At 55.9% G+C, this 15,958-nt stretch carries 12 protein-coding genes; 5 read left to right on the top strand and 7 right to left on the bottom strand.

Annotated elements, in window-relative coordinates:
- Positions 1-126 precede the first annotated feature (126 nt).
- Together LZ634_RS10800 and LZ634_RS10805 are read left to right on the top strand one after the other, a co-directional pair.
- The gene (locus tag LZ634_RS10800) at positions 127-1,206 is read left to right on the top strand and encodes a cellulase family glycosylhydrolase (RefSeq protein WP_234504851.1); all 1,080 of its coding nucleotides are present in this window, start codon (positions 127-129) and stop codon (positions 1,204-1,206) included.
- Between the two features lie 25 nt (positions 1,207-1,231).
- Positions 1,232-2,518 (top strand): ABC transporter substrate-binding protein, encoded by a 1,287-nt coding sequence (locus tag LZ634_RS10805; protein ID WP_234504853.1) that lies wholly within the window; start codon positions 1,232-1,234, stop codon positions 2,516-2,518.
- A gap of 101 nt (positions 2,519-2,619) precedes the next feature.
- Here LZ634_RS10805 and LZ634_RS10810 read toward each other — a convergent pair whose 3' ends face one another.
- Entirely contained in the window at positions 2,620-4,668 is a 2,049-nt protein-coding gene (locus LZ634_RS10810; RefSeq protein WP_234504858.1) for a beta-galactosidase, read from the bottom strand.
- Between the two features lie 232 nt (positions 4,669-4,900).
- Here LZ634_RS10810 and LZ634_RS10815 point away from each other — a divergent pair, with 232 nt between their 5' ends.
- Positions 4,901-5,983 carry a LacI family DNA-binding transcriptional regulator gene (locus tag LZ634_RS10815; protein ID WP_234504860.1) on the top strand — a complete coding sequence of 361 codons (1,083 nt, stop codon included), beginning with the start codon at positions 4,901-4,903 and terminating at the stop codon, positions 5,981-5,983.
- 253 nt (positions 5,984-6,236) lie between these two features.
- Entirely contained in the window at positions 6,237-7,478 is a 1,242-nt protein-coding gene (locus LZ634_RS10820; RefSeq protein ID WP_234504961.1) for an oligosaccharide MFS transporter, read from the top strand.
- A 31-nt stretch (positions 7,479-7,509) separates the two neighbouring features.
- Here the strand turns inward: LZ634_RS10820 and LZ634_RS10825 are convergent, their stop codons facing one another.
- Positions 7,510-7,893 (bottom strand): biofilm formation regulator BssR, encoded by a 384-nt coding sequence (locus LZ634_RS10825; RefSeq protein ID WP_234504863.1) that lies wholly within the window; start codon positions 7,891-7,893, stop codon positions 7,510-7,512.
- A gap of 222 nt (positions 7,894-8,115) precedes the next feature.
- On the opposite strand from LZ634_RS10825, the gene rimO reads away from it, so the two are divergent.
- Positions 8,116-9,429 (top strand): 30S ribosomal protein S12 methylthiotransferase RimO, encoded by a 1,314-nt coding sequence (gene rimO / locus LZ634_RS10830; protein WP_234504865.1) that lies wholly within the window; start codon positions 8,116-8,118, stop codon positions 9,427-9,429.
- 83 nt (positions 9,430-9,512) lie between these two features.
- Here the strand turns inward: rimO and gsiD are convergent, their stop codons facing one another.
- The 5 genes from gsiD to iaaA form a co-directional block, all read right to left on the bottom strand.
- A complete protein-coding gene (gene gsiD, locus LZ634_RS10835; RefSeq protein ID WP_234504867.1) occupies positions 9,513-10,424 on the bottom strand; it encodes a glutathione ABC transporter permease GsiD in 912 nt (303 codons plus the stop codon).
- Between the two features lies 1 nt (position 10,425).
- Entirely contained in the window at positions 10,426-11,346 is a 921-nt protein-coding gene (gene gsiC / locus LZ634_RS10840) for a glutathione ABC transporter permease GsiC (RefSeq protein ID WP_234504868.1), read from the bottom strand.
- Positions 11,347-11,398: 52 nt separating this feature from the next.
- A complete protein-coding gene (gene gsiB / locus LZ634_RS10845; RefSeq protein WP_234504869.1) occupies positions 11,399-12,937 on the bottom strand; it encodes a glutathione ABC transporter substrate-binding protein GsiB in 1,539 nt (512 codons plus the stop codon).
- A 91-nt stretch (positions 12,938-13,028) separates the two neighbouring features.
- Positions 13,029-14,891, bottom strand: coding sequence for a glutathione ABC transporter ATP-binding protein GsiA (gene gsiA, locus LZ634_RS10850; protein ID WP_234504870.1), 1,863 nt, complete (start codon positions 14,889-14,891; stop codon positions 13,029-13,031).
- Positions 14,892-14,902: 11 nt separating this feature from the next.
- Positions 14,903-15,841 (bottom strand): beta-aspartyl-peptidase, encoded by a 939-nt coding sequence (iaaA, locus tag LZ634_RS10855; RefSeq protein ID WP_234504871.1) that lies wholly within the window; start codon positions 15,839-15,841, stop codon positions 14,903-14,905.
- Positions 15,842-15,958: the final 117 nt, after the last annotated feature.

The following is a 15,958-nucleotide window of genomic DNA, read 5'->3' on the forward strand; positions in this document are numbered from 1 at the left end:
GCGACTATAGCACAGATATCTGGGGCTTTTTTTGTGAACAACTCGGCATATTGACCGCGTGGTGATTGCGTATCGCTCAGTAGATAATAAATATTAGCTAATAATTATTAGCAATGGAGACCCCTTATGCACTCGCAATGGAGCGAATCACAGGCTCAGGCCTGGTACCAACAACACGGCTGGGCTTGCGGCTTTAACTATCTTCCACGTAGCGCGGTGAACTGGACCGAAATGTGGCAGGCCGACACCTTTGACGCCGCCACCATCGACCAGGAATTGGCCTGGGCCCATAGCTACGGCTACAACGCCCTGCGCACTAATCTGCCGTTTATCGTCTGGGAGGCCGACCGTGATGGGCTGCTCAAGCGCATCGACACGTTCCTCGCGCTGGCGGAAAAACACCAGATTCAGGTGATGCTGACGCTGATGGACGACTGCGCCTTCTCCGGCGATGAGCCGTATCTTGGGCCACAAAAACCGCCGCGCGACGGCGTACATAATAGCCAGGCCGCCGCCAGCCCCGGTCGTGCGATAGTGATGGACACAAGCCAATGGCCACGCATTGAAAGCTACGTTCGTGACGTGCTGACACAGTTCAAAAACGATCCGCGAATTACCATCTGGGATCTCTATAACGAGCCGGGCAACCGCGGGATCAACCTTTCTCCTACGGAATCCATGGAGTATGACGAAGCGCTAGAAAGCTTCGCGCTGGAGTTGATGGTTGCCACCTTCGGCTGGGCGCGTGACGTTGGCCCAAGCCAGCCGCTAACCGTCGGTGCCTGGCATATCGACCATCAACAATACGGCACGCTGGAGCATCCTATCGATGTCGCAGCGCTCAACCTTTCCGACATTATTAGTTACCACAACTATAGCAACGCCGCTCGCCAGCTCGGTGTGCTGGAAAACCTGGCCCAGCGTAATCGTCCGGTACTGTGCACCGAATGGCTGGCCCGCCATATGGACTGCAAGTTTAGCGAACAGCTTCCATTGTTTAGCGCTTTTGATACCGGCTGTTACCAATGGGGGCTGGTACAGGGTAGAACGCAGACCTGGATCCCATGGACCAGCGTCAATAAAGACCATCCCTCTCCACAGTCGCTCTGGTTCCATGATGTTCTGACGCCAGAAGGCAAGCCGTGGTGCGAGCAGGAAATGCAGCTGGTGAAAAGTCTGACCCACTACCGTCAGCATCGCCGCTAGTCGTTGTTACACGGAGGATTCATCCATGAAAAAGTCGATTTTGTTCCTGCTTACCTGTTGCAGTTTCGGTGCGATGCCTATCGCGCACAGCGCCGATCAGGTGGAACTCCGTTTTGCCTGGTGGGGCGGCAAAGCCCGTAACCAGGCGACCTTAAAGGCGCTGGAAGCCTTTGAAGCCCAATATCCCAACATTAAGGTGAAAGCCGAATACACCGGCTGGGATGGTTTTTACTCACGCCTGACCACGCAGATCAACAGCAATACCGAAGCCGATGTGATGCAGACCAACTGGAACTGGCTGACGCTGCTGTCAAAAACCGGCGACGGTTTTTACGATCTCAATAAGCTCAGCCAGCCGATTGGCCTTAATCAGTACACTCCGGAGGCACTGGCCAGCACGACGGTCAATGGCAAGGTCAATGCCATCCCCATTTCTGCCAACGTAATGCTGTTCTATTACAATGCGGCAACGTGGAAAAAAGCGGGGGTAGAACTGCCGAAAACCTGGGATGAGCTGTTAAAAGCCGGACCGGTGTTTAAAGAGAAGCTTGGCGATAACTACTTCCCGCTGATCCTCACCGAGCAAGATTCTCTGCTGTTGCTCAACTCCTACATCTATCAGGGCAACCAAAAGCCCATGGTCGATGAGAAAAACCGTAAGCTTGGCTGGAATCATAGCGATCTGGTTGAAGCATTTACCTTCTACCGCAAGATGGTCGACGCCCACGCGGTACCGGATGCCAGAACCCTGGCATCATTTGGTAAGGGCGTGGCCTATGAGATGAAGCCGTGGATCAACGGCGAATGGGGCGGCGTGTATAACTGGAACGTGCTGTACACCGCCGAATCGCAGAATCTGGCCCATCCATCGGACCTGGTCATGGGGCCGTATCCAATGCGCGAAGGGGCTAAAGACGCCGGGCAGTTCCACAAAACGGCGCTGATGTTCTCGGTGAGCAAAAATACCCGCCATCCGCAGGAAGCCGCCATGCTGATTAATTTCCTGACCAGCGTGAAAGAAGGTGTGGTACCGGTTGCGCTGGAACGCGGCGTGCCATTGAGCAAATCAGGGGAGAAAATCCTGCGCGACGCGGGTCTGCTGACCGATAGCGATCCGGTTATTTCTGGACTGCTTCAGTCCGCATCGCTACCGAATAAATCGAAGGCGCAGCCATATCTCGAGGATCCGCAGTTTGGCGCCCTGTTTACCGCCGCGTTGCAGAGTATTGATTACGGTAAGGCAACAATTGATCAGGCCGCCACCGAATTTGAGGAACAGGCCAACCGCATTTTGCGGCGCATTATGCGTTAGCAGGCAGCCTCTCCCGGGGCGCTTCGCTTGGCCGGGCTACGGTTCGATTGTAGCCCGGTATTAATGTAGCCCGGCGAAGCGCCGCCGGGAATACACCAAACCTACAATGCTCTGACCAACACTTCACATCCCCAGGGTGCCAGCGCCAGCTGTTTCTCCACCTTCTCGCCGGACACCGCATTGTGGAAAATCTCCACCTGCCCTACCGACTGCTCGCTATCGGTATAGTTCTGCACAAACACCCACTCCCATTCCCCGTCGGTACGACGTGTCGCGATGACCCCGGTCGGCAGTTCAGCCTCCAGAGCACGCGGCAGTTTTAAGGCTTTAGCCAGCATACCGGTGAAGGCTTGATGGAAGGCATCATCATTGCGCGAGGCAATATAAAACGCTTTTCCTTTGCCAAACCGATGCTGGGTCAGCGCCGGATAACCGGCGTAAAAGTCTTCGCTGTAGCACGCCAACACCTCAGCCCCTTCCGGATGAATCACCTCGCACAGTTCGCGGGCACGCCAACTGCCTTGCAGACCGCTATCCGGCAGCGCCTCAACGCCATTACTTTGCTCATCGGTCAGGCAATCAATCTCCTCGGCCCATACGCCAAGCAGCGGACGTAATGGCCCGGGGAAACCGCCGAGATGACAAAGATCGCTCTCGTTGACGATCCCGGTCCAGTAGGTTGCGACAAAATAGCCGCCAGTGCGCACAAATGCTTCCGTCCGCTCGGCAAAGCCCTCGCGCACCATATAAAGCATTGGCGCAATCACCAGCTCATAACCGCTGAGATCGCTATCGGCGTTAATCATATCGACCGCAATCCCCTGCTCCCAGAACGGACGGTAGTGATCGACCACCGTTTGTTCGTAGTGAATGCCGCAGTTGCGCGGACCCGCGGCATCATTCACCGCCCAGCGGTTTTCCCAATCGAAGATAATCGCCACCTTCGCCTGCGTTTTGCTGCCCACCAACGGGTTTAGCGCCGCAAGCATTTCCCCCAGTCGCGAGACTTCGCGTCCGGTGCGGGTATTGAGATGACCGACATGATCGATAACCGAGCCGTGGAATTTTTCAATCGCACCACGGCTTTTACGCCACTGGAAATACTGCACCGCATCGGCACCGTGTGCCACCGCCTGCAACGACGAGAGAATATGCATTCCCGGCTTTTTCAGCTTGCTGGTCGGCTGCCAGCAGGTTTGACCCGGAGAAGACTCCATCAGCACAAACGGTTTGCCCTTTAAGGTCCGCATCAGGTCGTGGTACATCGCTGTTTTACAGGCCACCGCGCGCTCGTCTTCCTGCTTGTGCCACATGGGATAGCTGTCCCAACTGACAAAATCGACCACATCTTTTAGCTGCCAGTAATCGTAATCATTGAAATACCACATGAAATTAGTGGTCGCCGGCAGTTCCGGGCGTTCGGCTTTCAGTGGCGCGACTTCGGTCTGATAGAACGCTTTCACCTGAGAGGTGACAAAACGCCGCCAGTCGAGGTTAAGCCCATGATTTGACGTTTCTCCCTGCGGGGCCGGGGATTCAATTTGCGACCAGTCGCTGTAGGTGTGGCTCCAGAATACGGTCCACCAGGCATGGTTGAGCGCATCCAGCGTTTGATAGCGCGCCTGTAACCAAAGACGGAAATCTTGCTGGCAGCGATCGCAATGACACTCACCGCCGTATTCATTGCTGATATGCCAGCCCAATACCGCGGGATGATGGGCATAGCGTTGCGCCAGCTTCTGGTTTATCAACGTCACTTTTTGCTGGTAGACCGGTGATGAGAGGCAGTGATTATGCCGACCTCCGTGCAACGCTTTGACGCGCGCCGCGCTGACGCGCAGGGTTTCCGGATATCGCGCTGCCAGCCACGCCGGTTTACCGCCGCTGGGGGTTGCGAGAAAAACGGAAATCCCGCCTTCATGGAGTTTATCCAGCACGCTATCCATCCAGCCGAAGGTAAACTCGCCCTCGGTAGGCTCCAGCGCCGACCAGCTAAAAATCCCCACCGACATGATGTTACAACCCGCCTGCTGCATCATGGCGATATCCTGTTCCAGGATCCCCGGCACGTGTAACCATTGCTCCGGATTGTAGTCCGCGCCGTGCAGAAGCCAGGGGGCTGCGGGATTTATTGGCAAATGCTTGTCCATGTCGGTTCCCTTATGTCACATAAAGACAAAAAATGTTATTCGTTCACAATAACGCTTTTTCTACGCGTCTTCCCCCTATAGCCGCAACCCATGGCGGCTGAAAATGTGATCACTCACGCGTTTTAGGCGATTTATCGGACAAATTGTCCACCACCGTTCGCCTGGCACGTGCTTAAGTGACACGTCCAACAATCGCTCGGGTATACTGGAACAAATTTTTGATGGGGCGAGTATGAAAACCAAAGCAGCAACTCTCGCGGACGTGGCGCGCCACGCCGATGTGTCGTACCAGACGGTCTCCCGCGTTCTCAATAATTCCGCCAACGTATCGGCGAAAACGCGTAAGAAAATCGAACTGGCCATTGCCGAGCTAAAGTACGTGCCTAACCGCGTCGCCCAGCAGCTGGTGGGCAAAGAGAGTAAAACTCTGGGGTTAGTCACTACTTCGCTGGCGCTGCATGCGCCCTCGCAAATTGCCGCTGCGGTCAAGAAATACGCCGGTGAACAAGGCTATCAGGTGCTGATTTCGATGATTGATGACGGCGGCGATAGCAGCATTCAATATGCTATCAACGAGCTGAAGTCCCAGCGGGTAGAGCGTGTCATCATCAACGCCCCGCTGGAGACGCCGGTGGCGGAAAGCCTGGTCGATGAGAACCCGGACGTGCAGTGTTTGTTTCTCGACGTCGATCCCTACAGTTCCGTTTTTAACGTTACCTTTAACCCAGCCGAAGGCGCGCGAGCCAGCGTAAAATACCTCTATGAGCTCGGTCATCGTCAGTTCTGCCTGCTCTCCGGCCCGGAAAATTCAGTGCCCGCCCGCCTGCGTTTGAATACCTGGCGGGATACGCTTGCCTCCTACCAGCTCAACCCGTTGGCGGTACATCATGGCCAGTGGGACGCGCAAAGCGGCTACCTGGCTACGTTACAAATGCTACGAGAAACCCCGCAGGCCACCGCCCTGCTGATTGCCAATGACCAAATGGCGCTTGGAGCACTAAGTGCGCTGCATCAGCAAAAACGCAAAATCCCGCAGGATATTTCGCTAATTGGCTATGACGATACTTACGAGAGCGCATTCTTCGAACCGGCGTTGACCACCGTCGCGATTGATTTTGATTTACAAGGAAAAATGGCGGTACAGCAGCTGCTCCAGTCGATGGAGTCACCGCTAGCATCACGCGCTTCGACGATCCTACCGAGCCGTCTGGTGGTACGAAACTCCGCGGGGCCGCTGCATAACCATGAGACCGATCTGCTGAGTATTGCCGATCAACTCCGATCGCTGGCGGATAAACTGACGCCAAAGATATAAAAAGTCATACGCTCTCAAAAATCAATAAGTGATCGTTATCGCTAATCTCAGCTAAATAGCAGACACATTTGTGAAACAAATCACAATTAGTCGCCATGAGCATTGCTTGCCCATGGCGTTCAGATGTCAGATTAAAACAGAAATTGTTAACGTATGACATTTTTACAACGAGACATACCAAAACAATATTCAGTGGGCACGGGCAATTGCCATGTGCCAGGGGGATGGCCTGATATTTGATGAGGATGTGGCGATGCTACTACCCGGCAAACGTAATTATATTCTGCTCAGCATATTCGATTTTCTGTACCTTTTCGCCTGGTCAGCAACCATGGCTTTCTTTGTTATATGGACCACGCAGCATCTGGGGATCAGCGCGACGCAAACCGGGCTTCTCTACGCCACCAACGCTTTTATCGCCCTGCTGATGCAGCCGTTCTTTGGCTTTATTTCCGATAAGTTCGGCCTGAAAAAACAGCTCATCTGGATTATCCTCGCCCTCCTGCTACCGGTTGGCCCGTTCTTTATCTACGTTTACGCCCCGCTGCTGGTACACAGCTTCTGGCTCGGTGCTATTCTCGGCGGGATCTACCTCGGTATAATCTTTAACTCCGGCTGCGGCGTTATTGACTCGTACATCGATAAAATTTCCCGTCGCTATAGCTTTGAATATGGCCGGGTGCGCATGTGGGGATCATTGGGCTGGGCGGCGGCCGCGTGGATTGTCGGCAAATATATCGACACCCTGCCTAACCTCTCCTTCTGGCTGGCGAGCTGCGCGATCATCGTGGCGGCACTGTGTTTTATGATGACCAAAATCGAGCTGACCGATGCGGAAATCCAGAAGACCAATTCGCTGAAAGCCATCCATGCGCTGGAACTGGCGAAGAACGGCCAGTTCTGGATGCTGCTGATCTTCACTCTGTTCGTCACGCAGATTTACGACACCTACGATCAACAGTTCGCCCAGTATTTCTCGATGCAGTTCCCAACCAAAGAAGAAGGCAACCATTGGTACGGAATTCTGGCCTCTATCCAGGTGTGCGGCGAGACGCTATTCCTGTGCCTGATGCCGTGGTTCGTTAACCGTACCGGGGCCAAATGGGCGCTGGTGATTGCCGGGACGATCATGTCCGTACGTATCGCCGGTTCCGCCATTCAACTTGGGCCGGTATGGATTGCGGCAGTCAAAATGCTGCACGCCATCGAAAAACCGCTGATTCTGGTCTCCGTATTTAAATTCATTTCTGCCAATTTCGACAACAAGCTACTGTCCACGGTCTACCTGCTGGTGCTGTTCGTGGCCTCTATCGCCACCGCCATCTATTCACCGATTGCCGGTTATCTGTATGACACCATTGGTTTTGCCGACACCTACCTGATTCTGGGTGCGATTGCCGGATTCTTTACCCTCGTGTCAGCCTTTACGCTGCGAGATGCACGGGTAGATAAACCCGCCACGACCCAGCCGCAGGGTTCAACGATCGCGGGATAAAAATGACAGGGGGACGAATGTCCCCCTGATTTCAGGCGTGAGTCACGGACGACTCAGCATCCAGCTTCTGAATGCTTTTGGTCAATGCCGCCAGGCAGCGATCCAGAGTCACTACATTAACCGCAATATAAGACGGGCAGTCGTAGCGCCCGCTCATCAGGCAGACTGCCGCTGAAGCAATAGCCTCGCCCGCCTGCCGAAAAACTTCCAGTTCTGTCGGTGAACTACAGAATTTTAGCGGTATGGCGCTATTCCGTAATTCACTACACAAATCGAGCAGGTTAGTACGCAGATGATCGTTTTCACCGACTGACATATATCCCTTGGCCTTTCTCAGCTGCAAATAAGCATTAAGGTCCTTTCGCGCGTTAATGAGCTGACCCAGCCGTTGGCGTTTCAGTTTGCTTTCCGTCATGCATTTACCTCCCTTGCCACCCATTGGCATTCTCATTATGCGGTTACTAAACGAACAACGTGCTGCGTGACATCAATAAATCATCATCATTAGCAACAACTGTAACAACATAACAACCTCACCGGATGGCGGCGGACGGGCAAAGTAGCAGTAGAGAGTCGACGTAAAGCCGTGTAGAATCGCCCGGTTTTTATTTTCTGTTTACTTTGTGAGCGTACTAGAATGCAACAACCGCGAATTGGATTCGTCTCCCTCGGCTGCCCAAAAAACCTTGTGGACTCCGAGCGTATCCTGACCGAACTGCGCACTGAAGGTTATGACGTAGTGCCGAGTTACGATGATGCCGATATGGTTATCGTCAATACCTGTGGTTTTATCGACAGCGCAGTCCAGGAGTCACTGGAAGCCATCGGTGAAGCGCTGAAAGAAAACGGCAAGGTGATTGTGACCGGTTGCCTGGGTGCCAAAGAAGATCAAATTCGCGAAGTGCACCCAAAGGTTCTGGAAATCACCGGCCCACACAGCTACGAGCAGGTGCTGGAACACGTTCACCATTACGCGCCAAAACCGCAGCACAACCCGTTCCTGAGCCTGGTGCCGGAACAGGGCGTTAAGCTGACGCCGCGCCACTACGCCTATCTGAAAATTTCCGAAGGCTGTAACCACCGCTGCGCGTTCTGCATCATTCCATCCATGCGTGGCGATCTGGTTAGCCGTCCGATTGGCGAAGTGCTGGCGGAAGCCAAACGTCTGGTCGATGCGGGCGTAAAAGAGATTCTGGTGATCTCCCAGGACACCTCCGCCTACGGCGTTGACGTCAAGCACCGCACCGGTTTCCACAACGGCGAGCCGGTCAAAACCAGCATGGAAAGCCTGTGCGAGCAGCTGTCTAAGCTCGGCGTTTGGGTGCGTCTGCACTATGTTTACCCGTATCCACACGTGGATAACGTCATCCCGCTGATGGCCGAAGGCAAAATCCTGCCATACCTGGATATCCCGCTGCAGCACGCCAGCCCGCGTATCCTCAAGCTGATGAAACGCCCAGGCTCCGTTGACCGCCAGCTGGCCCGTATCAAACAGTGGCGCGAAATCTGCCCTGAACTGACGCTGCGCTCCACCTTTATCGTCGGCTTCCCGGGCGAAACGGAAGAAGACTTCCAGATGCTGCTCGACTTCCTGAAAGAAGCCCGCCTCGACCGCGTAGGCTGCTTCCAGTACAGCCCGGTTGATGGCGCATCGGCCAACGATCTGCCGGATCAGGTACCAGACGACGTGAAAGAAGATCGCTGGAACCGCTTCATGCAGCTGCAGCAGCAGATTTCCGCCGAGCGCCTGCAGGAAAAAGTCGGCCGCGAAATTCTGGTGATGATTGACGAAGTTGACGAAGAAGGCGCCATTGGCCGCAGCATGGCCGATGCCCCGGAAATCGACGGTGCGGTCTATCTGAATGGCGAAACCAAGGTGAAACCGGGTGATGTCGTACGCGTGAAGGTTGAAAACGCGGACGAATATGACCTGTGGGGTAGCCTGGTTTAAGACGACGCCTCATAACGGTAGGTCAGCTTCTCTGGCCTACCGCTCTACCCGGTAGCGTTAAACGTAACCGGGTATTTTCCTCCCTACCCCTTCAGCTTCGGATCCAGCGCATCGCGCAGCCCATCGCCCAGCAGGTTAAACGCCAATACCGTCAGGAAAATCGCCAGCGCCGGGAATATCGCGACGTGAGGTGCAATCACCATATCCGCGCGCGCTTCGTTGAGCATCGCGCCCCACTCTGGCGTCGGCGGCTGCGCGCCGAGACCGAGAAACGACAGGCTGGCGGCGGAGATTATCGATACGCCAATTCGCATGGTGAAATAGACCACAATCGATGACACCGTACCGGGCAGAATATGCTGGAACAGAATCACGCTATCGCTGGCGCCAATGCTGCGCGCCGACTCGATAAAGGTCTGCTGCTTGAGCACCAGGGTGTTACCACGCACCAGCCGCGCAAAGGCCGGGACGGAGAAAATCGCCACGGCGATAATCACGTTAGTCATCCCGCTGCCCATAATCGCTACCACCGCAATCGCCAGCAGGATGCCGGGAAAAGCGAACAGGACATCGCAGATACGCATGATGATGCGGTCCCACCAGCCTTCGTAGTAGCCCGCTAACAGGCCCAATACCGTACCGATAATCGAACCTATCAAGACGGCAAAAACGCCAGCGGTTAGCGAGATTTGCGCCCCGACCAGCACCCGGCTGAAGATGTCGCGGCCCAGCGAATCAACGCCAAACCAGTGCATCAGCGACGGTCCTTCGTTCAGGCGGTCGTAGTCAAAATAGTTTTCAGCATCAAACGGCGCAATCCACGGTGCCACCACCGCCACCGCAATCAGCAGCAGCACGAAAATACCCGATGCCATAGCCACCGGCTGCTGGCGGAAACGCCGCCAGAACTCGCGCCACGGCGTGCGTTGTTTCCCCGTTTGCATCACCGGCATGGCATTGAGTACCGCCTGCCTGCGCCAATTAAATAATCGCACGTTATTTATACCTGATAGCCGGGTTAATGGCGGCGTACAGCACATCCACCACTAAGTTGATAAGAATGAACTCCAGCGAAAACAGCAGAACTTCGGCCTGAATGACCGGGTAGTCGCGCATCTCCACCGAATCAACCAGCAGGCGCCCCAGCCCCGGCCAGTTAAACACTTTTTCGACCACAATCGAGCCGCCGAGCAGAAAGCCGAACTGTAGCCCCATCATGGTGACCACCGGGATCATCGCGTTGCGCAGCCCGTGCTTGAGCACCACCCTTTTTTCACTCACCCCTTTGGCGCGAGCGGTGCGCATGTAGTCTTCATTCAGCACGTCAACAAACGAGGCGCGGGTAAAGCGCGCCATCACCGACGCCACGGCCGCACCCAGCGTTATCGACGGCAGAATGTAGTGCTGCCAGCTGTCGGCGCCGACGGTCGGCAACCATCCCAACTCGACGGAAAAAATCTGCATCAGCAGCATCCCGAGCGCAAATGCCGGGAAAGAGATGCCGGTGACGGCCAGCGCCATGCCCAGACGATCGGGCCAGCGGTTACGCCAGACGGCAGCGGCGATCCCCGCCGCCATCCCAAACAACACCGCCCAGGCCATGCTGGCGAGGGTTAACAGTAAAGTGGGGAAAAAGCGGCTGGCTATCTCTTCTGACACCGGGCGGCGTGAAACCATTGAGGTGCCAAAGTCGCCCTGCACGGCGTGGCTGATATAGTGCCAGAACTGCACGTACAGCGGCTGATCCAGCCCCAGCTGCTGGCGCACCATCGCAATCACCTGCGCGTCAGCCTCCGGTCCGGCAATCAATCGAGCCGGGTCACCCGGTAGCATATGGACAAATAAAAACACCAGCACGGCCACGATAAACAGCGTGGGAATGAGGCCGAGCAGGCGTTTAATGACATAGTTAAGCATGACTCTCCTTGCCGTAGGGCCCCTGTTTTCTGATGAAACAGGGGCACCTCTCTTACTTCAGATCCGCATCATCAAAGCTAAAACCGGTGTCCGGCATAATGTAGAACCCGGACAAAGACTTGCTGTGCGCTGAAACCAGTTTTTCCACCACCAGCGGCACCCACGGCGACTCTTTCCAGATGATATCCTGGGCCTCTTTGTACAGCCGCGCTTTTTCCTTCGCATCGGTGGTTTGCAGCGCCGCCGTCAGATCTTTATCGACCTGCGGATTGCCGTAGAACGCGGTATTGAACTGGGTTGGCGGCCAGTTAGACGAGGCGAACAGCGGCGACAGCGCCCAGTCCGCTTCGCCGGTCGATGCCGACCAGCCGGTATAGAACATCCGCACACCACTCTCTTTCTGCCCTTTACCTTCCACTTCCGCCGCGCGCTGCCCGGCATCCATCGCCGTGACCTGGGCCTTAATGCCGATTTGCGCCAGCTGCTGCTGGGTAAACTGCAGAACCTTCTGCGCGGTGCTGTGGTTATGCGATGACCACAGGGTGGTGCTAAACCCGTTCGGGTAGCCTGCTTCTTTTAACAGCTCGCGTGCTTTAGCCGGGTCATACGGCCACGGCTGGTACTGCTGCGCGTAGGCGATAGACGGCGGCACCACGCCGGTAGCCGGTGTCGCATAGCCAGCAAAGGCCACTTTCACCAGCGCCTGGCGGTTTATGGCGTAGTTGATAGCCTCGCGGACTTTAGGATTATCAAACGGCTTTTGCGTCACGTTCATGCTGATGTAGCGCTGCATGATGGACGGGCTCGCCACCAGCTCAAGCTGGCTGTTTTTCGCCAGCAGCGCGGCCTGCTCATAAGGGATCGGGAAAGCAAACTGCGCTTCGCCGGTTTGCAGCATCGCCGCACGGGTGTTGTTGTCGACCACCGGACGCCAGGTAATAGAGTCCAGCTTCGGCAGCCCTTTTTGCCAGTAGTTGGCAAATTTGCTGACTTTCACAAAGTCGGTTTGGTTCCAGGTATCCAGCTGATACGGCCCGGTTCCCACCGGGTGGAAGCCAATTTCATTACCATATTTTTTCAGCGCCGCGGGCGAAATCATCGCCGTCGCCGGGTGGGCAAGAATATTGATAAACGCCGAGAACGGTTGTTTTAAGGTGATTTTCACCGTGCTGGCGTCCACCGCTTCGGTCTTATCGATATTTTTGTACAGGTTGTAGCGCTTAAGGTGGCTTTCCGGGTTGCTGGCGCGGTCGAGGTTAATCTTCACAGCTTCGGCGTTGAAGTCGGTACCGTCCTGGAATTTCACCCCCTGACGCAGCTTAACGGTATAGACCTTGCCATCGTCGGACACGGTGTAACTTTCCGCCAGCACATTTTGCAGCTTCATCTCTTTATCCAGGCCAAACAGCCCCTGATAGAAGGATTTTGCCACCGCCTGCGACAGCGTGTCGTTAGCATCGTACGGATCCAGGGTGGTGAAGTTGGAACCTACCGCCACCACCACATCTTTTGCCGCGAACGCGGGAGAGGCGGCAAGCGCGGACGCTACCCCCAGTGCAACCAGCCATTTACGTGAAACGCGTTGTGTCATGTTGTCCCCTGCCTGTCGTTTTATTATCGAATGCGACCCGTTATCCATCACCTTAGCGGCGCATAGCCGCCGTGCCTTCCCGGTACTCAAATTATCTCGGGCCTCTCAGCGCACTGCTTGCTGGCTCCCGAGCCACATAATGCCCCGGCGAGACCTGCTGTAAACTCACTGGTTCGACTGCTTCGCCCCGTTTATAGATATTCCCCGGCAACTCATCGGACAGCAGCACGCGCTGCGGACGACGATGCGCGGGATCGGCGACCGGCACCGCGGCCAGCAGCTTGCGGGTATACGGATGCTGCGGATTTTCAAAGACCGCCCGACGCGGCCCTATTTCAACGATGCGCCCACGGTACATCACCGCCACCCGATGGCTGATGCGTTCGACCACCGCCATGTCATGGGAGATAAACAAAAAGGCGATACCCATTTCCCGCTGCAAGGAGAGCAGCAGGTTGATGACCTGCGCGCGAATCGAGACATCCAGCGCGGAGACGGACTCATCGGCAATCACCACCTTCGGCTCCAGCGCAAGGGCGCGAGCGATACAGATGCGTTGGCGCTGCCCGCCGGAGAACTCATGCGGATAACGCCACGCATGTTCCGGCAGCAGCCCCACGCGCTGCAAAAGCCACTCGACGCGCTGCTGGAGCGCCTCGCCTTCGAGCACGCCGTGAATACGCAGCGGCTCCATAATCGAAAAACCGACCGTATGGCGCGGGTCAAGCGAGGCGTAAGGATCCTGGAAGATAAACTGAATATCACGGCGCAGCGGTTGAAGCTGGTTGGCGGAGAGCGTATCGATGCGCTCACCGTTAAAAGTGATGGTGCCGCTCTGCGATTCCACCAGCCGCAGCAGCGCGCGGCCGGTGGTCGATTTGCCACAGCCTGACTCACCGACCAGCGACAGCGTCTCCCCTGGCCAGAGATCAAAGCTGACGTTTTCCACCGCATGCACTTCACGAGTCACGCGATTGAGCAGCCCGCCGCGCAGTGGAAAACGCGTCACCAAATCGCGAACCTGGAGAATCGGTTTACCTTCCACCACCGTATTTTGTCGCTGCGGTTCAATATTTGGCGCATTGAGTTCAGGGAAACTTTTCGGATAATCGCTGCCACGCATTGCGCCCAGCCGAGGTACCGCCGCTAACAGGCGTTGGGTATAGGCGTGCTGCGGAGCGTTGAAAATCGCCTCGACGCTGCCGGTTTCCACCGCTTTGCCCTGATGCATCACCAGCACCCGGTCGGCGATCTCGGCCACTACGCCCATGTCATGGGTAATAAAAATCACCCCCATCGACATCTCTTTTTGCAGTACGTCGATAAGCTGGAGGATTTGCGCCTGGATGGTGACATCCAGCGCGGTGGTCGGTTCATCGGCAATCAGCACCGCCGGGCGGCACGACAGCGCCATAGCGATCATCACCCGCTGGCGCATCCCGCCGGAGAGCTGATGCGGATAGCGCGAAAGCATGGTCTGCGCTTCGGGAATACGCACTTTATCGAGCGTTTTTTTCGCCTCAGCCAGCGCCTCTTCGCGCCCAAGCCCCTGGTGCAAACGAATAGACTCGGCGATCTGCTCACCGATGGTAAATACCGGGTTTAGCGAGGTCATCGGCTCCTGGAAAATCATCGCCACATCGGCCCCGCGTATACCGCGCATTTGCGCTGGCGTCTGCTCCTGCAAATCGACAACCTTATGATTGCGACGTCGCAGCAGCATCTGCTCGCAGGACACTTGTCCGCTCGCCTGATCTAACAGACGCATCAGCGCCAGCGCCGTCACCGATTTACCCGAGCCCGATTCGCCGACAATCGCCAGCGTTTCGCCACGGTTAAGATGAAATGAGAGCTGGTGCACGACGCCAACGGACTGTTTATCCTGGCGAAACGCGACGTTCAGATTCTCAATGCTTAGCACCTGCGAATCATCAAGCTCGGCGGAATGCGGCACGGTAACTCCTTTTATTCCTTGTAAATGCCAATAGTCGGGGTATCCCCGGCGTAGGCCCAGGCGCGGTACATACCTTCGCTGTTAAACGGCAGTACCACGTTGCCTTCGCGATCGATGGCGATAAGCCCGCCGCTGCCGCCGAGTGCCGGGAGTTTTTCCATCACCACGCGCTCGCAGGCTTCGAGCAGGCTAAGATTTCCGTAGTCCATTAAGGCGGCGATATCATAGGCCGCCAGGGTACGGATAAATACTTCACCGGTGCCGGTACAGGAGACAGCGACGCTGGCGTTATTGGCGTAGCATCCCGCCCCCACCAGCGGGCTATCACCGACTCGACCGGGCAGTTTATTGGTCATGCCACCGGTAGACGTGGCGGCCGCCAGGTTGCCGTTAAAATCCAACGCCACGGCGCCGACGGTGCCCATTTTGTGGCGTTCGTCGAGCGGCGCGTCATGGTCGAGAATAAATTGGCCGTGGCTGCGCGCTTCCAGCAGCTGCTGGAACCGCATATCGGTAGAGAACAGGGAATTATCCACCAGTTCCATACCTTCAGCCCCGGCAAAGGCTTCCGCGCCTTCGCCAATCAGCATGACGTGCGGACTCTTTTCCAGCACCAGCCGGGCCGCCAGCACCGGGTTACGCAGGTGTTTCACCCCGGCAACGGCACCCGCTTGCAGCGAATTGCCGTCCATCACGCAGGCGTCGAGTTCGTGGGTTTCCGCGGCGGTGAAAACAGAACCGATGCCGGCGTTAAACAGCGGGCACTCTTCCAGCAGGCGCACCGCTTCAGTGACCGCATCCAGCGCACTGGCGCCGGCTTCCAGCATTTTCTGCCCGCTTTCGACGATGTCCGACAGCGCCGTCACGTATTCGTGCTCTTTTTGCGCCGACATCTGCTGGCGACTTATCGCCCCGGCTCCGCCGTGAATCGCAATGACTGCCTTGCCCATTAGTTATCCCTTACGTCATTTTATTTATAAATATCATTATAGTGGCTCTGCTCCTATATCAATTTTGAATATAGAAAGAGCATCTGGAAATCAGGACGTCAAGATTTCTGGCATAAC

Origin of the sequence: Kluyvera intermedia (assembly GCF_021440345.1) — a bacterium.
GTDB lineage: Bacteria > Pseudomonadota > Gammaproteobacteria > Enterobacterales > Enterobacteriaceae > Kluyvera > Kluyvera intermedia_A.